At 65.4% G+C, this 21,213-nt stretch carries 19 protein-coding genes and 1 pseudogene; 1 reads left to right on the top strand and 19 read right to left on the bottom strand.

Features of this window, described 5'->3' with window-relative positions:
* Positions 1 to 15: 15 nt before the first annotated feature.
* From ACMPH2_RS06395 to ACMPH2_RS06370, 6 genes and pseudogenes are all read right to left on the bottom strand, one after another.
* Positions 16 to 1,584, bottom strand: a complete 1,569-nt coding sequence (locus tag ACMPH2_RS06395) for a hypothetical protein (protein ID WP_417118944.1) — start codon at positions 1,582 to 1,584, stop codon at positions 16 to 18.
* A complete protein-coding gene (locus ACMPH2_RS06390; RefSeq protein ID WP_417118943.1) occupies positions 1,581 to 3,044 on the bottom strand; it encodes a hypothetical protein in 1,464 nt (487 codons plus the stop codon). The genes ACMPH2_RS06395 and ACMPH2_RS06390 overlap by 4 nt, the downstream gene beginning before the upstream one ends.
* Positions 3,045 to 3,164: 120 nt before the next feature.
* Positions 3,165 to 5,198 (bottom strand): leucine-rich repeat domain-containing protein, encoded by a 2,034-nt coding sequence (locus ACMPH2_RS06385; RefSeq protein ID WP_417118952.1) that lies wholly within the window; start codon positions 5,196 to 5,198, stop codon positions 3,165 to 3,167.
* A gap of 15 nt (positions 5,199 to 5,213) precedes the next feature.
* Positions 5,214 to 5,831: pseudogene (locus ACMPH2_RS06380) on the bottom strand (leucine-rich repeat domain-containing protein); the annotation flags it as partial.
* Positions 5,832 to 6,598: 767 nt separating this feature from the next.
* On the bottom strand, positions 6,599 to 7,480 hold the full coding sequence (locus tag ACMPH2_RS06375) for a hypothetical protein (RefSeq protein ID WP_417118942.1): 882 nt from the start codon (positions 7,478 to 7,480) through the stop codon (positions 6,599 to 6,601).
* Between the two features lie 498 nt (positions 7,481 to 7,978).
* On the bottom strand, positions 7,979 to 9,025 hold the full coding sequence (locus ACMPH2_RS06370; protein ID WP_417118941.1) for an NAD(P)H-dependent amine dehydrogenase family protein: 1,047 nt from the start codon (positions 9,023 to 9,025) through the stop codon (positions 7,979 to 7,981).
* Between the two features lie 472 nt (positions 9,026 to 9,497).
* Here ACMPH2_RS06370 and ACMPH2_RS06365 point away from each other — a divergent pair, with 472 nt between their 5' ends.
* Positions 9,498 to 10,097 (top strand): hypothetical protein, encoded by a 600-nt coding sequence (locus ACMPH2_RS06365; protein WP_417118940.1) that lies wholly within the window; start codon positions 9,498 to 9,500, stop codon positions 10,095 to 10,097.
* Here ACMPH2_RS06365 and ACMPH2_RS06360 read toward each other — a convergent pair.
* From ACMPH2_RS06360 to ACMPH2_RS06300, 13 genes are all read right to left on the bottom strand, one after another.
* Positions 10,094 to 11,206, bottom strand: a complete 1,113-nt coding sequence (locus ACMPH2_RS06360) for an ABC transporter substrate-binding protein (protein ID WP_417118939.1) — start codon at positions 11,204 to 11,206, stop codon at positions 10,094 to 10,096. The two genes, ACMPH2_RS06365 and ACMPH2_RS06360, sit on opposite strands and share 4 nt — an antisense overlap.
* A 79-nt stretch (positions 11,207 to 11,285) precedes the next feature.
* Entirely contained in the window at positions 11,286 to 12,074 is a 789-nt protein-coding gene (locus ACMPH2_RS06355) for an ABC transporter ATP-binding protein (protein WP_417118938.1), read from the bottom strand.
* Entirely contained in the window at positions 12,071 to 13,111 is a 1,041-nt protein-coding gene (locus tag ACMPH2_RS06350) for a FecCD family ABC transporter permease (protein ID WP_417118937.1), read from the bottom strand. The genes ACMPH2_RS06355 and ACMPH2_RS06350 overlap by 4 nt, the downstream gene beginning before the upstream one ends.
* 799 nt (positions 13,112 to 13,910) lie before the next feature.
* Positions 13,911 to 14,396, bottom strand: a complete 486-nt coding sequence (gene tnpA / locus ACMPH2_RS06345) for an IS200/IS605 family transposase (protein ID WP_417118951.1) — start codon at positions 14,394 to 14,396, stop codon at positions 13,911 to 13,913.
* 178 nt (positions 14,397 to 14,574) lie between these two features.
* Entirely contained in the window at positions 14,575 to 14,970 is a 396-nt protein-coding gene (gene rpsI, locus ACMPH2_RS06340; protein WP_009278129.1) for a 30S ribosomal protein S9, read from the bottom strand.
* A 3-nt stretch (positions 14,971 to 14,973) separates the two neighbouring features.
* The gene (gene rplM / locus ACMPH2_RS06335; RefSeq protein ID WP_417118936.1) at positions 14,974 to 15,411 is read right to left on the bottom strand and encodes a 50S ribosomal protein L13; all 438 of its coding nucleotides are present in this window, start codon (positions 15,409 to 15,411) and stop codon (positions 14,974 to 14,976) included.
* A gap of 173 nt (positions 15,412 to 15,584) precedes the next feature.
* Positions 15,585 to 16,229 (bottom strand): DUF5028 domain-containing protein, encoded by a 645-nt coding sequence (locus ACMPH2_RS06330; protein WP_072500671.1) that lies wholly within the window; start codon positions 16,227 to 16,229, stop codon positions 15,585 to 15,587.
* Positions 16,230 to 16,258: 29 nt separating this feature from the next.
* Complete coding sequence (locus tag ACMPH2_RS06325; RefSeq protein WP_417118935.1) at positions 16,259 to 16,975, bottom strand: ATP-binding cassette domain-containing protein; 717 nt, start codon at positions 16,973 to 16,975, stop codon at positions 16,259 to 16,261.
* Positions 16,972 to 17,742: a hypothetical protein gene (locus ACMPH2_RS06320; protein ID WP_417118934.1), complete on the bottom strand. Its 771-nt coding sequence runs from the start codon at positions 17,740 to 17,742 to the stop codon at positions 16,972 to 16,974. The genes ACMPH2_RS06325 and ACMPH2_RS06320 overlap by 4 nt, the downstream gene beginning before the upstream one ends.
* 59 nt (positions 17,743 to 17,801) lie before the next feature.
* Positions 17,802 to 18,653, bottom strand: coding sequence for a hypothetical protein (locus ACMPH2_RS06315; protein WP_417118933.1), 852 nt, complete (start codon positions 18,651 to 18,653; stop codon positions 17,802 to 17,804).
* On the bottom strand, positions 18,650 to 19,318 hold the full coding sequence (locus ACMPH2_RS06310; RefSeq protein ID WP_062529353.1) for a hypothetical protein: 669 nt from the start codon (positions 19,316 to 19,318) through the stop codon (positions 18,650 to 18,652). The genes ACMPH2_RS06315 and ACMPH2_RS06310 overlap by 4 nt, the downstream gene beginning before the upstream one ends.
* Positions 19,315 to 19,617 carry a hypothetical protein gene (locus ACMPH2_RS06305; RefSeq protein ID WP_417118932.1) on the bottom strand — a complete coding sequence of 101 codons (303 nt, stop codon included), beginning with the start codon at positions 19,615 to 19,617 and terminating at the stop codon, positions 19,315 to 19,317. Before ACMPH2_RS06305 ends, ACMPH2_RS06310 begins: the two co-directional genes overlap by 4 nt.
* Before the next feature lie 112 nt (positions 19,618 to 19,729).
* Complete coding sequence (locus ACMPH2_RS06300; RefSeq protein ID WP_417118931.1) at positions 19,730 to 21,073, bottom strand: LuxR C-terminal-related transcriptional regulator; 1,344 nt, start codon at positions 21,071 to 21,073, stop codon at positions 19,730 to 19,732.
* Positions 21,074 to 21,213: the final 140 nt, after the last annotated feature.

Here is a 21,213-nt window from a genome sequence, read left to right as displayed (position 1 = left end):
GATGCCGCGAGGTCCCTAGTCTTCGCTGACGTCCGGACCGCCCCCTCCACGACCGGCGTCGTCGCCGAGGACCCTCGTGCCGGCAAGCTCCCCCGCATCGGTGGAGGGGCCCACGGCGTCAGGTGGCCCCTGGGAGTCCATGCCACCGTCACCGGCCGCCTCCGTCGAGGGCCGCCCGCGCCTGCGCACGAGCAGGGCCGCCACGCCCGCGACCGCGACGCCGGCGGCCCCCGCGAGGAGCGGGAGCCCGCTCGACGGCCTCGTGTCTACCTCCCTGGCCGACACCGCGCCGTCGCCTGGGGAGGCCAGGGCGCCCAGGTCCTGCGTGGAGAGGACCCACACCGCGCAGTAGTCGGCGGCGAAGGTGGCGTACCCGCCGCTGACGGGAACGTCCCCCTGGGCCAGGTCGAAGCGGCCCGTCGCCTCGTCGTACACATAGAGCCCCACCGTCGTCCCGTCCTCGTAGGTCCCCGACGTCCTCACATAGAACTCGGCGGGGGCGGGAAGGGGCCCCGGATGGGCGAACTCGACCACCAGCGCGTCCCGGACGCCCGCGAGCCGACGCGAGACGCCGCCCGACCCGCTTCCGCCCACGCTCACCGTGACCGCGGGGTCAACGGCAAGGTTCGCGTCCGGCGAGAGCTCCTCGCCCCGGTACATCCAGCTGATCGAGGGGGCCTCCAGCGTTCCGCCGCTCCAGAACGTGCACGTGCCGTCGGTGCCCGCGACCTTCGCGAGCGCCTCTGCGGCGGACGCGGCATCTGCGGCGCGCACCACGACCGCCTTGTGGCCGTCGTCCGCGGTCATCTCGACCTCGTCACGCGCCTCCGGCGGCGCGACGGCCGCGGCGGCCGCGATGGTGGCCGGGGCCGACCTCGTGGCGGTGACGCTCACCTGGCCCGCACCCGAGCCCCCGCCGGAGGCGCCGACGCGGGTGAACGTCCCTCCCTGGCCGCCCGACCCCCCGGGGGAGGCCGGCGAGACGGAGGTGCCACCCCCCTGGTGCCCCGACGGGCCCGAGGGGGAGGCGCCCTCGTCGGAGGGCCCGGGGGCGGGCGACGGGTCCTCCCCCGTCACCGAGACGGAGAAGCTCGCCGATGCGGACTCGTGCTTGGACAGGTCGGCGAACACGGTCACCACGGCGCTGCCGGGTCGGTATCCCGTGACGTTGAGCACGCCGCCGCTCCACGAGGCGCGCACCACCGAGGGGTCCGACGACGACACCGACACGTTGGTGTAGGCGGTGTAGTAGCCGACGCCGGCGCAGGTGCACCACCCGTCGGCGCTCAGGCAGCCCCCCACCACGTGGGTGCTGGGGTTCTCCAGGCCGTCGCAGGCCTGCGGGCACTCGGCCATGCCGCACCCGGGGAGCTGGGACTCGCTTTGTGGGTCCACCGGGCACGAAACCGACCGGCTGTCTCCCGACGCCAGCGACATGGACCCGGGGACGCCGATGCTGGGGGCGGGCCGGGAGAAGTACGCCAGGGCGCTGACCGGCGTTGCCAGGGGCGAGAGGGCCATCGCGAGCGCCGCCGCGGCAAGCGGGAGCCCCCTCCTGGGCCATGTTGACGACTCGTTCGTCATTGCGACTCTCCCTTCTCTGCATCAGCCTCTGGGACGGGGAGGTCACCCGGGCCGGCGGGCGCGACCACCCTGCGGCGGGCACGCCCGACGAGCGTGACGGCCACTATCACGACGCCCGAGGAGGCGACCCCGAGGGCGAGGAAGAGCACCCACGAGACCCCCGACCCAAGCCGGTCGGCGTCAGGGGCGACGCCCGCGCCCCGGGAGGGCGTGCCCCCTGGTCCGAGCGCCTCCAGGTCCGAGTCGGGAGAGATGACGTAGGTCCCTCCCACGGCGGCGTTGAGGCACACGTAGCCCTCTGCCGTCATCAGGTTGGAGTAGACCTTGGTGAAGGTCCCCGTCGGGGGGTCGAACGTGTACGCGTCCACGACGGCATCGTTGGGAAGGGACGCCGCCGTGCGCCAGAACAGCTGCATGGTCCCGGGCAGGGGTCCCTCGTGCGCGACGTGCAGCGCGGAGTATTTCCTTCCCGCCAGGATTCGCGCGAGCTCGGGGTCGGACGTCACGTCCGTGACGGTGAGGTCCAGGTCCAGGTCGTCGTCCGGCGAGAGCCTCGCCCCCGGTATCTGCCACACGTACTGCGGCGCGTCGGGGTCGTCGCCGCCCCAGAGGCCCAGGATCCTGTCGCCTCCCGCGACCGATGCCAGGAGCTCCGGGACGCTGACCCCCTCGTCGCCCACGTGGAAGGTGTCGTCGGCCGACGCCACGCCGCCGTCGTCGGTGGGGGCCACGCGGGAGGTGTCAGGCGTCCCGCCCCCCTGCCACTGCGCGCCACCGGGGTGGGACGACCTGACGGACGATATGACCGAGACGGTCTTGGAGGAGTCGGCGCAGGGGCGTGCGGCCACGCCGCCGCCCGAAGGCGCCTCGCCCGAGGGTGTCGCCGGCGAGACGGACGTGCCGCCGCCCGACGGGGGCGTGTCGGTTGGGTCTCCCCCGTCGTCCTGGGAGGGAGAGGCCACCTCGTTGACCGTCACCACGATGCTCGCGGGCTCGCTGGTGAACAGCCGCATGACCGGGTACACGGTGACCGTGGCGGTGCCGGGCCTGCATCCCCTGATGCTCAGCACGTCACCGCCCCACGAGGCCCTCGCCACGGACGGGTCCGACGACGAGGCTGTGCAGGACGGGTAGTAGCGGCTGTAGCCATAGCCGAAGCAGGTGCACTGCCCCGTTCCCTTGTCCAGGCAGGCCGTTCCCGTGCCGCCCTCCATCCCAAACTCGCAGCCGCTGGGGCAGAAGTCCGCCATGCAGTTGGGCAGCTGGTCGCTGTATGCGGGGGACGGCGCGGCCATGACGGTCACGGACGTCCCGCTGTCGAGGGAGACCTCCCCCTGCATCGTGACGCTCACCGTCCCCAGGTTGACCACGGCGAGCGCGGTGCCCGGGAAGAGGCCCAGCAACACCACCGCCACCACCAGGGGCGGGACGACCCTGGCAAGGGAGAACCGCGAGCTCATGCAGACCACCTTCCTCCATCTGGGGGCTTTGCCCATGGCCATGCCGCAGGCATCGACGGATGCCTGCGGCATGGGCGCCGGGCGCGGGGTCCGCCCGATGCGGGCCCCGCGCGCAGAGGGCTATAGTTCGTTCGAACCCGTGCGCCTGCGTGTGGCGAAGAAGCCGAGCAGGGTCGCGAGGGCACCGACGCCAGCGGCTGCCACGTGCGTGGCGGGACTGGCATCCTTGGCAGCAGAGACTCCGCTGGGCGTGGCCGCCGCCTTCTCCGCTTCGGGCGCTGCGGACGCTGGGGTGCCCGTGGCGTCACGGTGCAGCACGGAGCTCGTGCGGTCCGGTGTCGTGGAGGGCTGCCCCTGGGAGGGGGCGCTCTTCTTGGGCACGCTCGCGGTGCTCCGCGGGGCAGGCGCGGGCGACGAGCCGGAGCCCACCTGGCGCAGCCCCGAGGGTGCCGGGGGCGGGGCCAGGACGGCTGCGGGCGCCTTCGCGGCAGGCTTCGTGACGTTTGGATCGGTCGTACCCTTCGACCCGCCGGGAACCACCTTGCCCGGGTCGGTGCCCGGCTTGTCCGGATTCGGGTTCGGCTTGTCGGGATCGGGCTTCTCGGGCGTGGGGGGAACCTCGCCCACCTGGAACTTCATCTGGCGCGTTCCGATGACGCTCTTGCCGTCGCCGATCACGCTGGCGGTGTAGACGCCCGCCTTCTCGAAGGAGGTGACGGGGTTTCCCTGCTCGTCGAAGTAGGCGACGGTGCAGCCCTTGCCGGTCTCGAGCACGCGCATGGTGTCGTAGTCGCCGAAGACCGCGCGCACCGCCGGCGTGCCGCCCACGGGGACGCTCGATGCCTCGGCCTCCGTCGCCTTCGAGGAGTCCACGACCTCGAGGTGGTTGTAGTCGAAGCGTTCGGTCCCGTAGGTCACGTCGTAGTCGCCGAAGACGGTCTTGCCGCTCTGCAGGATGACGATGGGGATGAAGTTGTTCTTCGAGTCGGTGCAGAACTTGATGAGCGCGTTGTCCTTGTACGCCGCACCGTAGAAGTTGAGTCCCTGCATGTCGTGGTAGCGCTGCCCCACGCCGTTCTCGCGCTTGTAGTACGAGAAGGAGCTGGGCACGTTGAGCTGGTAGGACTCCCCCGGTATGCCGCTTCCGGAATTGCCCTGTATATCGCCTCCGGAACGGGCGGAGAAGTTGGTGGGCGAGTAGACGTAGACGTCCTTGAGGCCCAGGCAGTGGTTGAACGACCCGTAGCCCACCTGGGTCACGTTGAACGGGAGGAGTATCTCATTGAGGCCCACAAGCCCCCTGAACGCATAGTTGGGAATGAACGACGCCTTGTATGCCGACAGGTCGATCGACTTGACGTAGGGATTCACACCAGGAAGGAAGGACGCCCAGTTATAGCCTATGCTTGGGGAGGAGTTATCCCCATAGAAGAGGGCCCAGTCCTCGCCGGTGTCCGGATCCGCGCTGAAGTCCTCGGGGGACTTCATCTTGCTGTCCTTGCTCACCAGGGAGGATGGGAGCCTGAGCGACGAGAGATGGGTGCCCTCGAACGCCCCCATGCCAATGTCGAGCAGCCCCTCCGGAAGGTCGATGGACGTAAGGGGGCAGTTCTGGAAGGCCATCGCCCCCAGCGATCTCAATGTGCTGGGGAGCCCCACTCGAACAAGCGACGTGCACTCACTGAACGCCTCGTGACTGACGTCCTGGACCCCCTCGGGAATGTCGACTTCCTTGAGCTTGGGGCAGTAACAGAACGCCGCCCTTTTTATCACCCTGACCGAGGCCGGAATGGTGACCTTCTCAAGCGTGCAGGGCGCCTTGATCAGCTCGCTCATGTCGGCAGTGTAGAGTATCCCCTGCTCGTCGACGCAGAAGTGCGTGTTCGCCGGGTCGACCGTTATGGTTTTGATGCAAAGAAACCCATTGTTCTCATCCTTCCTATGTAGGTAGTCACGAAGGAAAGCAGTGTCAGAGATTTTCTCTATAGAAGATCCGACATTGACCTCGGTGGTGCCATAGTCGATATGCCGAATCTCCGTAGGCGGCGTGGGGGCGGGCTTGATGTAGGGGTAGAGCTGCTCTCCGGTGTCCCTGCTCACGACGTCGTGATGGTCGGTCGTCTTGAAGTGCTCGTTGTCAGGATCTATGGTCACCAGGGCGCCTTCGGGAGTTCCCTGGAATGTCGACTTGTGGAAGGAGCTGACGTGGGGCCCGACAGTGATGTACTTAATGTTCGGGGCCTGGGAAAAAATGCCATCTGCAGTAGCAGAAGTGTCGATCATTATGGATTCGAGAGGGGTCCCATGGAAGGCACCTTGACCCATTTTCTCTACCGTCGCAGGAATGCTCAGCGAAGTAATCTTGGTCCCAAGGAAGGCCCGCTCTCCGATGGAGGTCACAGAATCCGGAATCACAAGCTCTCCAGCGATTCCGGATTCTCTGAATGCATACCCCCCTATCTCGGTGGTATGAGAAAGATCGAATGAGCCGAGCGATGAGCAGCCATAAAACATGTATGCTGGTATATTGGACGCGTTGGCCATGTAAACGTTCTTGAGAGACGTGCATCCCATGAACATTCCCTCGGCGCTTGAAGCCACGTCTGCATCGGTGATGCTCTGGCATCCCTCAAAAACTCCAAACCGAGCCTCTACGTTCTCTCCTATCGTCACCTTCTTAAGGTTGGGGCATGTGCTGAACCCCTTGCTTCCAGTCAGCAGATGAGCGTTGTCTCCGACAACAAGCTCCTCGATTTCAGCTCTATTGACGCCGCCAAGGAGTCGCATGTCCGAAGGCACTACGAGCTTTCTTACGCCCTTCAAGTCACTTAGCGCGCTAGATCTAATGGCATATACAGGCAGATTGCTATATTCGGTTGGGACTATCAGCTCGTCCCGGGCTCCATCAACGTGACAGGCTGTAAGAGTGAGCTTGTCCTTGAAGTTTCTGTACTCCCAAGTCACGCCCTCGACTTCAAACGTTCCCTTCTTGGGAAGTGACGCGGGCTCGGCAGGCACTTGCGCCACGGCAACGGGAGAGGCCATCTCCGCCCCAGAAGAACCAGGAGGGGAGAAAGGTGTCACCGCAACATCGGAGCTAGTCTCACCTGAAAGTTCATCAGTGGAGGATGAAGTGGCAGGCACTTCGCTGTTTCCCGCCCATTCGGCAGGCATCTCGTCTTCGGCGGATGCCTCACCTGCGACGGACGTCTCTGCAGATGATTCTCCTGCAGACGGGGACGTCGTGGTCGCCCCGGATTCCTCGGCATCAATGGAAGGTGCAGCCTGTGCCTCCGTAACGATGGACTGGGCCACGGTCGCATCATCCCGGCGAACCACCTCGGCCAAAGCTGCCGTTGGCAGCATCGACCCGATAAGCACCAGGGACATGACCGCGCTGCCAAGGCAGCGCATGCCCAAACCCAGGTCCAAGCTTTCGTCCTTGGGCTTGCTCATCCTCTACTCTCTCCTCTCAAAAAGAGGGGGTGGGCAATCGTGAGACTGCCCACCCCCCCAACACGTCGCATGCACGGGCAGGCACGGGAGGTACGTGACTAGTTGGACATCTCCGGCTCGGTGATGTCACCCACCGAACCATGAATGCCGTTCAGGAACGCCCCGTCGTAGATGTAGGCCTTGACATTCGTGCAACTCTGCCCATCGTGGGAGACGGTAAAGCTTCCGTCCGTCCCTGACGTGAACGTGTAATCAACGCTTCCTTCAGGAACCGCATTGCAGATAAGCTGTGCAAAATCTGCCGGTGTCTGCGAGTCGAACGTGTGCGCATGAACTGTCAGTCCACCATTGGAGAACGTTCCGGTTCCTTCAAAAAGGGCGCTTTCTCCATCCTTGATAAGCACATGCACCATGCCACGGTTGTTGGCGGCATGGGTGATAGTAAACGTCTTCGAGCCGTCTGTGTTGAGGGTGCCATCTGGGTTGTCGATGGCAACCCCGGTGCCTATCAGCGTCTCGACGGGAGCATCTCCCATCTTGCCTGCAAAGGCACCATTAGCAGCAATGAACAGCTTGCCGTTGTAGTTGGCAGTCTTGCCGTTCGGAGACGTGCGGTTTTTGCCGATCCTGAACGTGATTACGTTCCCACTTACGTTCACATTGGTGATGTCACGCGTGTAGGTAGGCGAGTTGAGCGAGCGCCCCGCGATGGTGACGTTGTTCTGCAGATAGGTCGTCGCATCTGCGGCACTTACCTGGGGTGCACCCTCCGCAAACGTCATGCTCACGTCGATGTACTGCCCGCCCTCGCTCTTGGGGTTATCTTCGTTCTTGCCCTCGGCGAGCACTGTGACCTTGCTGTTCCATGGAACTACCGTGGCAAGCGCTACTCGCGCTCCCAGGGGCAGGAACAGCCCCAGCGTCAGAACTGCGGCAAAGACCAGTGCCGCAAACCTTCTCCTCTTTGGAAGACCAACCATGCGATTCACCTTTCGTCAGTCCATGTACGCCCTGTGGTCCCAGGCAAACCTCGTGCTTGCCCCGATGCGCGCCGATTCGTGACGACCAAGAAGCCCGAGGGCCGCGCGAAGTGACGCCCAGCTCGGAGGCACCTCGTTCCGTTGTTTTCAAGTTAAAACAACGGTAGACATAGGATAGCTAAATCGTTATTAGGCATCTTAAAGTTTGTTTGGTTTGGCAGTTATCTTCCGCGAATAGTCAGGAAGTGGTGCCAAACGGTAGATGTAATACACAAATTGAAATGTATCGAAAGCAATTTATTCAATGCACCTGCTTAGATGCATCTACTTTTGCTTAATTAGTTAATCAACGCACCGCGCGCATCAGGCGGGGATGACCGCCTGCGGTGGCCGTCAGCAAACAGCTCTACGCAGTAGGCGGCGCCCGCAGGGTGCCCCTTTCGGAACCTGCGGGCGCCGCCGTGCGTCGGTCCATCGAAGCGAGCGCGAAGGCGAGGCCTAGCAGCAGCCGCAGCCCTCGTCGACCATCATGGGCTGCACCAGGTGCCTCAGTGGCTCGAGCTCGTCGAGGGTGTGGTACCCAGCCGGGGCGGCAAGCACCGTGGGAATGCGGTTGGCTATGGTCGCGCAGGTGTGCTCCACCGTGGCAGGCTTGTCTACGTGGAAGCTGGTGTCGGGCTCCCCCACGATCTTCCAGTCGCAGAGGTCCCCGTCGTCCGGCCCGTACACCTTGCCGATCTGCGAGGTGACGATGTCAATGCCCTGGTAGGTCCTCGTGGTGACCCTCGTGTTCATGCCTATGACCCTGCCGACGGGCACGGTGGCGCCCATGGTCTGCGAGTAGGTGTCCTTCTCGGCGACGTAGGGCACGTTCTCTTGGATGACCCCCAAGACCGTGAGTCCCAGATGCTGCGCCAAGCACTCGTTGGAGTTCCACACGTAGGAGGGAACGACCTCGTCGGGATGGGCAAGCGTGCGCTCGAACTCCTCTGGGGTGAGTCCCACGCCGTGCGCCTTGGCCAGCGCCAGGCCGTAGTCCTCCACGTTGTAGCTCACGGCGCCCTCTATGCGGTCGATCCGGTTCACCGCGCCGGCAAGGAGTCCCACTATGTGGACCCAGAAGACGTCCTCCATCCCGGCACCGACCATGGTGCAGCCCGTCTCGCGCGCGATTGCGTCGATGCGGTTGGTGGCGGCGGAGGAGGTGGTCCAGGGGAAGGTGCACTCCTCGCAGGTGGTGATGACGCTGATGCCGCGCCGCACGCACCTCTCCGCCATGGGCTCGATGTCGGTGAGGAGGCTGAACAGCTCGAGCACGGCGATGTCGGGGGCGCACTGGTCCAGGACGCCATCCGCGTCGTCAGAGATCCTCACGCCCAGCTTGACGGGAAGTCCCGCGAAGTCTCCCACGTCCATGCCCACGACCTCGGGGTTGACGTCAATCGCCCCGACGACCTGCGCGCCGTGCTCGTGGAGGTAGCGCAGGGTGTACTTCGCCATCTTCCCGCACCCGTACTGAACAACCCTGATAGGCCTGCGTCCCATAGCTACTCCTCTCGTAGGGGGGTGGACCATAGGCGGCACGCGCGACGGCAGATTCCGCCTTGTCTCGCTTATTCCCCGGCGACGGCGGACGGGCACAGGGAGTCGGTGGGCGCGCGCCTTCCGTCGAGGACGGTGTGGGCGGAGGTCGTGCGGGTCGCCTGCGTGTGCGAGTTGCGCGCGGGTCGGCTGCTCGCGCAGGTCGGTTGCTCACGCATACCGGTCGCCCGTGCATCGAGCACGCGACTACGCACGCCGCTGGCATCCGCTACGCTATTGCGCACACGCACGCTCGCGTTTGCGCAGATGGCAAGGCGCCCTCGTGTGCGCTTGCGCGTGCTGGATTTCCGAGGCGTGCGCAATTGCGTGGTGGATTGGCGGAGGCGTGCGCTCGCGCGTGCCCGGCGTCCTGCCCGACGCCCAACGCGTGCGCTCGCGCGTGCCCGGCGGACGCACCGGGCGCAAGAGACCGGGGGTGAAGGTGCTGTACCTGCTGAGCTCGCCGCAACGAAGCGGCAAGACGCGCTGGCTGCAGGCCCTCCTCACGCGGCGGGACGCGCTCGGCGTCCCGACGTATGGCGTCCTCGCGCCCGGCCGCTGGGCCAGCGTCGACGGGATCCTCGCGAAGGTCGGCATCGACAACCTGCTGCTGCCTGACCGCACGCTCCTCTCGTTTGCGTCTCCCGCATCCGCCGGCCCGGCGGGCGACGGCGGCTGCGCGCAGTCGCGCAGGGCGGGCCTTGACTGGGACATCTCCGACTCAGCGCTCCTGCACGTCAACGACCACTTCGAGGCGCTCCTTGCCCGCCGCGGCGAGCTCGCCGCAAGGCCCGGCGTCATGGTGGTCGACGAGCTCGGCCCGCTCGAACTCGCGCGCGGGGAGGGGCTGCGGTCCGCCCTCGCGCTGCTCGACGCCGGCCCCTGCGCCGCGTGGGAGGACGCGGTCGTCGTCGTGCGACCGGCGCTCCTCGAGGCGGCAGCGGAAGGGCTCCGGGACGCCTGGGGCGAACCGGAGCCCTTGCAGCCAGGCAGTCGAGTGCCAAGGCGCCTGCTCGGCGGGACTGGTTGGGACTAGTTCTTAGGAAGCGCACCCGCCAGGAGGTCCCGGAGCTCGGCGTCGGTCAGCTCGTGGCCGTAGAAGGTCTTGTAGTAGTCCTTCGCCACGTCCTCGACGCCCGTCTGGAACTTGTCGGGGTAGCAGATGCGCGCGAGCCACTGCATGCCTAGCACCTGGTTGACGGAGGGAGGACCAGAAAGCCAGTTGTAGGGCGTGCCCGGGACCTGGTAGTAGTTGCCCGTCTTGATGGCCGAGACGTCCGCCCACGCGGGGTCGTCCGCGACGCTGTCATAGATGCTGCCGGGGCCGAAGACGATCATCTTGGGATCCGCCGCGGCGATCTGCTCGAGGCTGACCTCCACGCCCTTGCCGGAACCGCCGGCCTTCTCCACCTCGATGGCGTTGTTCGCGACGAAGTCCACGACGGAGCCCTGGAAGCTGCCCTTGGCGATGGCGTTGAGGCCGGAGTCGCCCAGCAGATAGGCAACCTGCGCGCGGTCGGACTCAGAGAGGCCCGACACCACGCCCTTCACCTCGTCGTACGCCTTCTTGCAGTAGCTGGAGAGCTCCGCGGCGCGGTCCTCCTTGCCCAGGAGCTCGCCCAGCTTGGCGTAGGCCTGGTCGTAGCTGTCGAACGACGACTCGATGTGCACGCAGGGGATCCCCAGCTCGGACTGGAGGTTGTCCATGTCCTCCCTGATGGTCTTCTTCGCCTCGCCCAGGTCGATGATGACGTCCGGCTTGGCCTCGGCGACGGCCTCCTTGTTGAAGTCTCCCTTGCCGCCGTAGATCTGCCCGTAGACGGGCAGGTCGCTCAGGCCGTTGCCCAGGTACGCCAGCTGCTTGTCGCCGACCTTGGTGGAGAGCCCCACCATCTGTTCGGGGGCGATGGTCAGCAGGACCTGCTGGGCGAGGGGGCCCGAGGCGGCGATCTTGGTGACGTTTGCCGGAAGCTCGACCTCGCGGCCGCAGGAGTCGGTGAACTTCCTCGTGCTTGCCTGCTGCTGTTCCTGCGGCGCGGCACTGCCCGCGTCGGGCTCCTTCGCGCTGCCGCAGGCGGTCAGCCCGCCCGTGAGGCTCAGCGCCAGCGCCCCGGAGAACAGGGCGAGAAGCGCCCTCCTCGTCAACTGCGTCCCCCTCACTTCGTACTCCCTTCTTGCCGTAGCGCCTCGCGGTCCATCCGCGATGGGATGCGCTTCGGAACGGTCAGCGTGTCTTGGCGAGCCGGGCCGACGGCGTGCAGGCGCGGGCCCGGTCCTCGAAGAGCGAGCTCACGGAGACGTCGATGCCATAGAGCTCGCTCATGTTCCTTGTGGTGATGACCTCCTGCGGGGTCCCGCATCCGATGGACCCGCCCGAGCCCATGGCGATGACCTGGTCCGAGTAGAGGTACGCCTGCTCGGGCCGATGGGTCGAGACGACCACCGAGTGCCCCTCCCCGGCGAGCTCGCGGGCCAGGGCGAGCACTTTGTCGGCGTTCGCGAAGTCGAGCGCGCTCGTGGGCTCGTCCAGGACCAGCGCGCGGGCGTCCTGCGCGATCGCCCGCGCGACGAGGACGAGCTGCAGCTGCCCGCCCGAGAGCCGGCTGACGCTGGAGTGCGCGAGGCCGTCGATACCCACCCGCTCGAGGGCGGCCATGGCGCGCCCCTCGTGGCGGCGCGTAGGGGTCCTCAGCATTCCCAGGTCGGTCCCGCAGGCCATGAGCACCATGTCGACGACCTCGTAGTCGAAGACGTTGGTGTGCGCCTGCGGGATGTACGCCATCTGGCGCGCGCGTTCCCGCACCGAGAGGGATCGCACGTCGGAGCCGTTGACGAGGATGGTCCCGGAATAGCCGAGGCGCAGCCCCAGCAGGCAGCGGAAGAGCGTCGTCTTTCCCACGCCGTTCGGGCCTAGGACGCTGGTCAGGCTGCCGTCGGGGACGTCGAAGCTCAGGCCGCTCAGGACCCTGTTCCTCCCGTACGAGAAAGACAGGTCGGTGACGGAGAAGCTCATGCTCGCCTCCTCCTCGTGATGAGCCACATGAAGAAGGGGGCACCGACGAAGGCCGTCAGGATGCCTATGGGGATCTCGGCCGTGGTCGCGAGGCGCGCGACGTCGTCCACCACGAGCAGGAAGACGCCGCCCAGGAGCATGCTCGCAGGCAAGAGGCGCCGGTAGTCGACCCCCACGATTCCGCGAGCGAGGTGGGGGACGACCAGCCCCACCCACCCGATGATTCCGGTGACCGAGACGCTCGCCGCCGTGACGAGCGTGGCGAACACGACGCAGGCGGCGCGCACGCGCGGGGCGTCCACGCCCATGCTGAGCGCCTCGTCGTCCCCCATGGTGAGCGCGTTGACGCGCCAGCGCTGGCACAGCAGCCCCACGTTGCCCACCAGCATGGGAAGCGCCACGAGCGCGACGTCGCGCGGGCGCGCGCTCACCAGCGAGCCCATGAGCCAGAAGGTGATGGCCTGGAGCTGCACGTTGGGGTCGGCCACCAGCTTGGTGTACGAGACGCCCGCCTGGAAGAGCGAGCTCACCATGACGCCCGCGAGCACGGTGACCAGGATGCGGTTGCCCTTGGCGCGCGAGCTCACCAGCAGGACGACGACCACCGAGGCCATCGACGCCACGAAGGCGGCGACCGAGGTGGCCAGGGCGCCCCACGAGAGCAGGATGGCCAGGCAGGCGCCGAACGCCGCGCCCTGGGAGGCGCCGAGGAAGTCCGGCGAGACGAGCGGGTTCTGGAACACGCCCTGGAACGTCGCGCCCGACGCGGAGAGCGAGCAGCCCACCATGAGCGCCATGACGACGCGCGGGAGGCGGACGTTGAAGAAGAGGGTCTCCTGCTGGACGGTCCAGCTGGGCGAGACGGGCACCACGCGGCTGGCGAGCATGCCCAGCACCTCTCCCACGCTCATGTGGTAGCGGCCCAGGACCAGGGAGACGAGGGCCGCGACGATCACGGCGAGCGCGAGCGCGAGGAGCTGCAGGGGGTATCTGGCGTGACGCGGGCGCCTGCCCAGGGCGTGCGCCGGGTTGTCCATGCTCCTCTCGCCTCCCCTTCGTCGTTTTCTTGGGCCGTTCGTGCCTACACCGTCTGCGCGGGACACGTTATGTTTTACTAAGTATATCGAGTGATTACAAATTGTGATGGTGATTGAAAATTTGTACGGCTATGGGTACCGAGCGCCCGCCAAAAGGCTGTCCGGGCGGCGATTCGGACGATGGGGCGGGCGGGGCGGCTCGCGCGATCGCTCGCGATCGCCACGGGTTTGGCCGCACCGTCCCGCCTGGCGCGTGCCGCTCACGCGAAGGCGCTCAACACGTGTCGTTCTTCGACGAAAGCGCCCAACGCGCGCCGCATCTTGTCTCCGTGGACAGAAATGGACCAACCCACCTCGAAAAGTGTCCAAAGGAACAAGAGCGTCCGATGCGTCCGGCCTCCTCGCGAGAGCGCCCGGCGCGTCTCAAATTCTCTCGAAAGCGCCCAACGCGTCTCTCGCCTCCGTGTTTGCGCAGTTGGCGGAGGGGAGACAGACGCGTCGGGCGTTGTCGGCGCTTTTTCGCGCGCGCTGGGCGTTGCCGAGCAGAGGTTGCGCGCGTTGGACGTTGCCGTCGCTCTCTCGCACGTGTCGGACGCCATCGACAATACTTCACGCGCGTCGGACGCCGTCGCGCACGCCGCACCCCCGCGCCACAAATCACGACCACCCGCACAGCGGGTGGTCTGCTCTAAGGGTATAGCCCTGATGGTGCCGGCCAGGGACTCAAGTTCCTGGCCTTCGCTTCGCTCAGGCCCCATGGCCCCTTGACTCATGGCGCGCCCGGCAGACGGGCGTGGCGCTAGCTTCTCCTAAACGGGCCCCCGCACTCCTTGACGCCCGGCCTGTCCAGGGCGATGTCCGCCCTCTCCTGCTCGCGGATGCACTTGGCCATCGTCGCCTTGTTCAGTCCGACGGTCGACACGTAGTAGCCCTCGGCCCAGAACTTCCTGTTCCCGAACTCGTGCTTCAGGTTCGCGTGCCCGTCGAACGTGAGCGGCGAGCTCTTCCCCTTCTGGTAGCCCACGAGGCTCGAGACGCCGATCCTGGGCGGGATGCTGACCAGCATGTGCACGTGGTCGGGCATGAGGCGACCCTCGATTATCTCCACCCCCTTCCACTGGCACAGCGTCCTCAGTATCTCCCCGAGGTCCGCCCCGTGCTGGCTGTAGGTCGCCTTTCTCCTATGCTTGGGTGCGAACACGACGTGGTGCTTGCAGAGCCGCTTCGTGTGCGCGAGGCCGTTGGCCCTCTGGGCCACGGCGACCACCTCCCCCTCTCGGGGCATGATGGCCTGAACAACCACCATGCCAGAGGGGAAGGCTTTCCGTTGCGTAGCAGAAGTGGGCCCCACCCGCACAGCGGGTGGTTCTTTGTGCCGCGCAAAGTACGCGCAGCACAGGCTAAAGCCTTTAAAAAAAGGACCCGCCGAAGCGGGTCCCAGATTCGCGAAAGGCCAGAGGAGGCTAGCGCTTGGAGAACTGCGGGCGCTTGCGGGCCTTCTTCAGGCCGTACTTCTTGCGCTCGACGGCGCGGGCGTCACGGGTGAGGAAACCGGCCTTCTTGAGATCGGCGCGATACTCGCCAGCCTCGAGGAGAGCGCGGGCGATGCCCAGGCGCAGGGCGCCGGACTGGCCGTTGATGCCGCCGCCATCGCAGTTGGCAAAGACGTCGAAGCGGTCGACGGTGTCGGTCACGCGGAAGGGAGCGGTCGCGTTGTCGACGAGCTGCTGGCGGCCAAAGTAGTTGGCGGCGTCGCGGCCGTTGACGGTGACCTTGCCGGTGCCGGGAACCAGACGGACGCGGGCGACGGCCTCCTTGCGACGGCCGGTGCCGGTGTAAACAGCGGTGTTGTCAGCCATCGGTTAAGCCTCCAGATCGATCTTGACGGGGTTCTGAGCGGTGTGCGGGTGCTCGGGACCAGCGTAAACCTTGAGCTTCATGCCCTGCTGGCGACCAAGGGTCGTCTTGGGGAGCATGCCCTTGATGGCGTGCTCGACGACGCGCTCGGGGTGCTTGGCCATGGCCTCCCTGAAGGACTCGGTCTTGAGGCCGCCCAGCCAGCCGGAGTAGCGCCAGTAGGACTTGTGGTCGGCCTTGACGCCGGTAAGCTGGACCTTGTCGGCGTTGATGACCACCACGAAGTCACCCGTGTCGGCGTTGGGGGTGTACTGGGGCTTGTTCTTGCCACGAAGAATCATGGCAGCCTTGGTGGCAAGGCGTCCCAGCGTGGCGCCGTCGGCGTCGATGAGCACCCAGTTGCGCTCGACCTCGCCAGGCTTGGCGTAATGAGTCGACTTCATTTGACTCCTCCATGTACTACGTATCGGTACGCTTTTTCCTATGAGGTTACGGGGCTCAGTGGAAAAGCCTTAAAAGTATACAGCAGCATTCCAATGCCCCGAGCGCTCAAAATAAGCACACAAGTGGAGGCGAGAGGGGCGGCGCGCACCACCCGGCGCACGCCCAGGACGTCCTATGCGACGTCCAGGTGGACGACCTTCCTCACCGGCCCCTTCGTGACCACGAAGCCGTATTCACCCGGCTCCAACGTGGGAAGGTACTGGTAGTCATACGGCTGTGGGAACGTCGCCTCGAACATCGTCGACGCGAAGGGCACATGGATCACGTACTCGGTCTTCGGCCTGATCGAGAGCTTGTAGGAGCCATTGATCTGGGGGACGGAGCAGGAGAACAGCATGGATTGCACCCTGATCCAATACGCCGGCGTCTCAGGGCACTTGACGGACCACCCGATGGAGTCGAGGTAGCCCCTCTCGTCCTCCGCCCCCTTCTCGTTCTTCATCGTTATGTCGGCGACCAGCAGCGTCTTGGCATCCAGGTCCGTCCCCTCTTGGGCGAGCCGCTCCATCTGCACGCGTGCGGCATCGTCGTCCTTGCTGAACTCGGCCAGGTATTCCCTGACGGACATGCGGCGCGCGTCCGTCACGCAGATCGAATACCCCCTCGTGTTCTCGTACCTGTATTCGGCAAAGGCACCTTCCAGGGGAACGTCCTCGTTGGCCTGGAACCACTCCTCGGGGATGACGGGAGCCCTCGCGTTCACCACCCAGATGCGCGCCGCCAGGGCAACGGCGACTGCGCAGGCGACCAGCGCCAAGGTCAACGCGCTCCAAGCACGACCACGCCTCATGGCTGCCTCAGCTCCTCGTGCCCATCGATCCGCCCCTCCGCAATGTGGTAGACCTCGTGGGAAAGCTCCCGGAGGATGTCTGCCGCATGGCACGCCAGGACAATCGTCGCACCACGCCGCTGCTCGCGCCTCACCAGCCTCTTCAGCATCTCCACACCATCCGCGTCGAGAGCGTTCGTGGGCTCGTCGAGCAGCAGGAGCGAGGGCCGCTCGAAAAGCGCCCCGGCAATGCCGAGCCGTTGCTTCATTCCCAGCGAGTACTTGCGATACGGACGCCTGTCGTCTGGATCAAGCCCGACGTCACGCAGGGCGGCCAGGCAGTCATCCTCGTTTGCCAGCCCCTTGATGGAGGCGAGGAGCCTCAGGTTGTCCCTCCCGCTGCGGTCAGCCAGGAAGGCGGGGCCCTCCAGCAGGAGGCCCACGCTGGGAGGGAAGGGGATGTCCTTCCACAGGTCCTTGCCGTCGATGGTCACCCTTCCGGCATTCGGCCTGATCAACCCCGCGATGGCGCGCATGAGCATCGTCTTTCCCGAGCCGTTCTGTCCGGAAAGGCCAATCGTTTCGCCAGCGTCCGCGCACAGGCTGACGTCGTCTAGGACGCTCACGCCCCTCAGCCGCTTGGACAACCCACTGACCTCTACGGCACAGCCGGAGCATGCATCGCCAGACGCGACGCCGGTGCCAGGATCTGTCACGACCAGACTTCCCCTCATATCGAGAGCTCCTTGTCTATGCAATCCATCCGCGAAAAGTGAAGACCTCCAACCAGCACGCTTGCCGCCGCTATGACCAGGGCATAGATGGCACCGCTCCTCAGGCTCATGCCATTTGGAATCGACAGGTCAAGCCGTGCGATCATGAGGTATTCGCCCGGCAGAAGGGGGTGGAACAGATACGCCGACGCCAGGAGGACGACCGAGGTGGACGCAAATGCCAGAGTCGGGCCCAGCGCGAGGGACAGCGCTAGCTGGAGCAGGCAGACGGCAACGACCATCAAGGGAAACACAAGGACGAAGGGCCTGAGGTCATAGGGGCCAGCAAGCTCCGAGCCAAGTCCCGCGCATTCCAGGAAGCCATCGGGGACCAAAAGGGAAGGCTCTCCTCCCCACAACAGGGAGACGATGGCACAGGCGACAACGAGCAGGGCGCAGCCAAGCAGGGCGACAAGCGTCACCCACAGGCACTTGGAGAGCCACCACGACCACCTGCTACCTGACGCAACGAGGACTTCCCTCCCATACCCCATGAGATCCCTGTACGGATAGCTCAGGGGTATGTACGCGACAAGCATGAGCATTAGCATCCACCCAGCCGGAAACCGGAAAGCCACCTCATGATCAGGGTCAAAGACGCTCATCCCACCCATGGCCGCCACAATGGCCTCGCCGAAGGTGAAGGGGGGATCCCAATAGTCTATTGCCATGGTGAAGAGAAGCTGCAGAAACGATAGGCAGCCGCCCCCCACGGCCAGCAGGGCCACCCGCCCTCGCGTCGAGCGAAGGCCTTCCGAAAGGTCAGACCTCACAAGGTTTGCGAAGGTCACAGGACGTCACCGTCCCTTCGAAGACGCAGGGTCGCAAGGGAGACCGCGAGCATGAGCAGCGCCATTGCCGCCATTGCGACACCGCTGCGCAACGGTCCCTCGCATACGCCCTCCAGCACGGAAATCATGTCGAAGCGGAATCCACCCACTCTCGCGATGTAGAAGATGACTTTGCCCAGCTGCAGCGAGCCGAGGGTGAGCAGATACGAGCCCGCAAGCAATATGACGCGGTTCTTGATGACCAAGGAGGCGGCGAGCACCAGAACGGACCAGATTCCGCATAGCGCGGCATCAACAACAAGGTTGACCACAAGGTACAAAAGGGGCCGTGAGTACAGGAGCCAAGAGAGGGTCTCCTGTGCCGAAAGCCCGATGTACAGGTTGTCGAGCGCCTCGGGCGCATAGCCTGGGAGCGCACAGGAAAGGACAAGGAAGTTCAGCGCCAGAGGCACGCCCACGACCAAGGCGCCCGAACAGAATACCGCGATGCACTTGGACGCAAGATAGCGACTCCTCGACGCGCGCACGAGCATCTGGTTCGCGACCCCACAGTCAAGCTCAGACCTCAGCGAGCATGAGCCAGCAAGGGCCGCCAGGAGGGCCACAAGCTGAAAGAACGCCTCGCGCGGCAGGTTGCTGTGCAACAGGAGGCTCCTGCCATAGCTCCCCCGTTTGGATGTGACGATGTACTCGCGGACACCTCCTTCCTTGAGGCTCTCCCATTCACGCACGCTCGCGATCCCACAAACGGCAGAGGCAACGGCAAGCGCCACGGCAACGAGCAAGGCCGTGGCAAACCATTTGCTCCTCAGAACCTTGTTGAGCTCCAGCGCCAGCAATGTCCTCATGACTGCCCCCTCAGATCCCTGGGAGCCAATGGCACCTCGTAGCCGCCGTAGCCCCAACTCCCCGCAGTAAATGACCCCTTGTCCGCATCATCTCTTCTCACCACGTATCCAAAGACGTAATCTCCCTCGCTGCCAGGGACGATGCCAAAGTAGCCGCGCTCGGCATCCTTGGTTGCCGTCCCAGGCCCATCCAGATAGGCATGCTCTATGCATGGGCGCAACCCGGCCACGCCCTCGATCATGAACAGCTGGTTGCCCAGCTTTGTCGCGTGCCGTGGCTCTGCGTCGACATTCGAGACGTGGATGCGAAACAACACCAAGTCGAAGTCCTCCCCCTGCCTTCCCTCGCTGAAGTAGTTTCCCGCGTAGAATGCGTCCTCCACCCAACCGTCGAACTCCTTGCGGGCCTGGTCGGGTCCGTCAAAGACGACGGCATCCTCCACGCGCACGCGCATCGTTCCGCGGAATGGAGAGTCCTCGCGATCGTCCTTGGTCCCAATCGTGACCTCGTCCCCCTCCTGCGCCTTCGTTCGACTCTTCTCCTCCTCTTGAATCTCGTGGCAAACTTGGGCGTCTAAATGGGACTCGTAGCCCTTGTACGCAAGCGCCGCCAAAAGACAGGCCGCGAGCAACACTGCGGCGGCGATGCGCTCATTCCTCTTCACGTAGCCTCCCAGTGGTGGCCTGGCGGAGTCGCCCGCCGGGCCACCTCCGTCCCTATCTGTTCATCCGCGATGGGGCCCTTTGCGGAAGCGTCCTCCTGGACGGCAGCCTCTTCGGTGGCATCCCCCGCAACGGCACCAGCTTCGAAGGCCCCCTCAAGTTCGGCGGTCGCCTCGACGGCATCCCCCGTGGCAGAATCTTCCTCAAGGGACCCTGCATGCGCGACCGTGGGATTGACAGCTAGGCAACAGGCAAGTGCAATGGCAAACAGACTCAGATGGGACATGTGTTCGAGCCTCATCTTGCTTCCTTTCGTCTGACCGACCAAAGGTGGTGGCGCGCCACCACAAACGATGGCCCGCCAAACGCGACGGGTCTGTAGTCAGCCGATATGAAAGTGGAAAACGGGGTGTTTACAGGCGGCTAAGCTGCAGCAACAGATTTACGAGCTGCGACCTGCCATGTACGCCGAGCGAGGAGTAGACGGCACGCCTGGCAGTGTTGACCGTTCCCCTGGAGACGAACCGGCGCTCACAGATCTTCTGCGAGGAGTACCCATAGGCGATGTCGCTCGCAACCTCCGCCTCGGTCTGTCCGAAGCCGAGGCCAAGCAGGAGGTGCTCGGTCCTCTCGCGCGTGAGGCCCGATCGGTCAAGGCTGCCCCTCAGGCGCTCTGCCACCTCGACGCTCCGGCAGAGGCACGCAAACGTCGTCCCGGCACACAGCGCAAGGAGGAGGGACGAGCTCAGGAAGATCCCCCCAAACGCCCCACGCCCCCCAAAGGGTCGGGTGAGCACCTCGTTGCCAACCATCAGGAAGCCAACGCGGTTGACCAGGACGTCAGCTGCAACCACGCCGAGCCCAAATGCGACAAGCGGCAGGGACGGACCAGGTGTCGCCGACTTCGCACGCGCAAACCTTCGCCCTAGCAATGCGCAGGAAGCCGCCGCGAGTGCGAACAGGGAACCTCTGACATTCGACAACAGCGAGACGGCAAGCAAGGCAAGCGCGAGGGCCATCCGCAAGTACTGACGCTCGCTTGCCAGCAGATACAAGCCCCCTGCCGTCACCAGAAGCAGGAAAACCGTAGTTTGCAGCGAGGCTGCGAACCACGGCCCCACGCGCCAGGTCTCCTCCCATGCGGCGCCCATGCAAAGGGATGTCAGCAGCATGGCCCATCCCGCCAGGCTATCCCAGCGCCCCCAGCCACCCGGCACCGCCTCCGTCTGCTGCTGCAACAACAGCTCGATCAGCATGGCGGTGCCAAGAAGGGCACCGGTCAGCTCGAGGGGAATCCAATACCCGCCCACCCCTACCGCAAACCGAGCCATGCCGAGCGACAGCATCGAAGCGAGGGCAAGGGCGACACGGGAGGCGCGACGGCCTTCCGAAGGATGGCAACCCGCCAAAGAGGCCCCGCCTGTCATGAGGCACGCGAGCGCGGCCCCATAGACAAGCGGTCGCCCCGCGCCCCACGCAGGCAGAGTGATGCCCCAGGGAAGCAGGAGCGCGGTCGCGACAGCCGCTTCGAGCGGGCGTGAGGCAGCCGACGCAGGCACCCTCCGTGCGCCCGTCGAGCCCTCGGCCGCCAATCGCCCCGATTCCTCGCCGTCCGAATGGCCATAGGCGGCGGGTTGGCGATCTGACATCCCGATGAGCTCGAGGAGCGCCTTCCTACCCGTCACACTGGCCTTTTTGTAGACGCGTGCCATGGTGCTGCGAACCGTTGCGGGCTTCACCCCCAGAAGCTCGCCCACCTCCCTGGAGCTCCCCCCGCACACGACCCCGACCGCCACCTCGAGCTCGCGGGGAGCGAGCCCGAGGCCTAGCAGGGCCTCCCTGGTCTCCTCGTCCGGCCTCACATGCCCGTCTCCGAACGAGGGCTCAGGCTCTGCCG

Origin of the sequence: Olsenella phocaeensis, assembly GCF_048189965.1 — a bacterium.
Taxonomy (GTDB): Bacteria; Actinomycetota; Coriobacteriia; order Coriobacteriales; family Atopobiaceae; genus Olsenella_I; species Olsenella_I phocaeensis.
The sequence above is the reverse complement of the archived record's forward strand: the minus strand, read 5'-3'. Positions and strand labels throughout refer to the sequence as shown.

Bases quoted from the DNA above. Each gene is read 5' to 3' on its own strand.
- rpsI (WP_009278129.1), bottom strand. From the start codon at position 14,970: ATGGCTGACAACACCGCTGTTTACACCGGCACCGGCCGTCGCAAGGAG.
- ACMPH2_RS06315 (WP_417118933.1), bottom strand. From the start codon at position 18,653: ATGAGGACATTGCTGGCGCTGGAGCTCAACAAGGTTCTGAGGAGCAAA.
- tnpA (WP_417118951.1), bottom strand. From the start codon at position 14,396: ATGCCCCGAGAGGGGGAGGTGGTCGCCGTGGCCCAGAGGGCCAACGGC.
- ACMPH2_RS06370 (WP_417118941.1), bottom strand. From the start codon at position 9,025: ATGGGACGCAGGCCTATCAGGGTTGTTCAGTACGGGTGCGGGAAGATG.
- ACMPH2_RS06355 (WP_417118938.1), bottom strand. From the start codon at position 12,074: ATGAGCTTCTCCGTCACCGACCTGTCTTTCTCGTACGGGAGGAACAGG.
- ACMPH2_RS06390 (WP_417118943.1), bottom strand. From the start codon at position 3,044: ATGAGCTCGCGGTTCTCCCTTGCCAGGGTCGTCCCGCCCCTGGTGGTG.
- ACMPH2_RS06350 (WP_417118937.1), bottom strand. From the start codon at position 13,111: ATGGACAACCCGGCGCACGCCCTGGGCAGGCGCCCGCGTCACGCCAGA.
- ACMPH2_RS06325 (WP_417118935.1), bottom strand. From the start codon at position 16,975: ATGAGGGGAAGTCTGGTCGTGACAGATCCTGGCACCGGCGTCGCGTCT.
- ACMPH2_RS06375 (WP_417118942.1), bottom strand. From the start codon at position 7,480: ATGGTTGGTCTTCCAAAGAGGAGAAGGTTTGCGGCACTGGTCTTTGCC.
- ACMPH2_RS06395 (WP_417118944.1), bottom strand. From the start codon at position 1,584: ATGACGAACGAGTCGTCAACATGGCCCAGGAGGGGGCTCCCGCTTGCC.
- rplM (WP_417118936.1), bottom strand. From the start codon at position 15,411: ATGAAGTCGACTCATTACGCCAAGCCTGGCGAGGTCGAGCGCAACTGG.
- ACMPH2_RS06305 (WP_417118932.1), bottom strand. From the start codon at position 19,617: ATGAGGCTCGAACACATGTCCCATCTGAGTCTGTTTGCCATTGCACTT.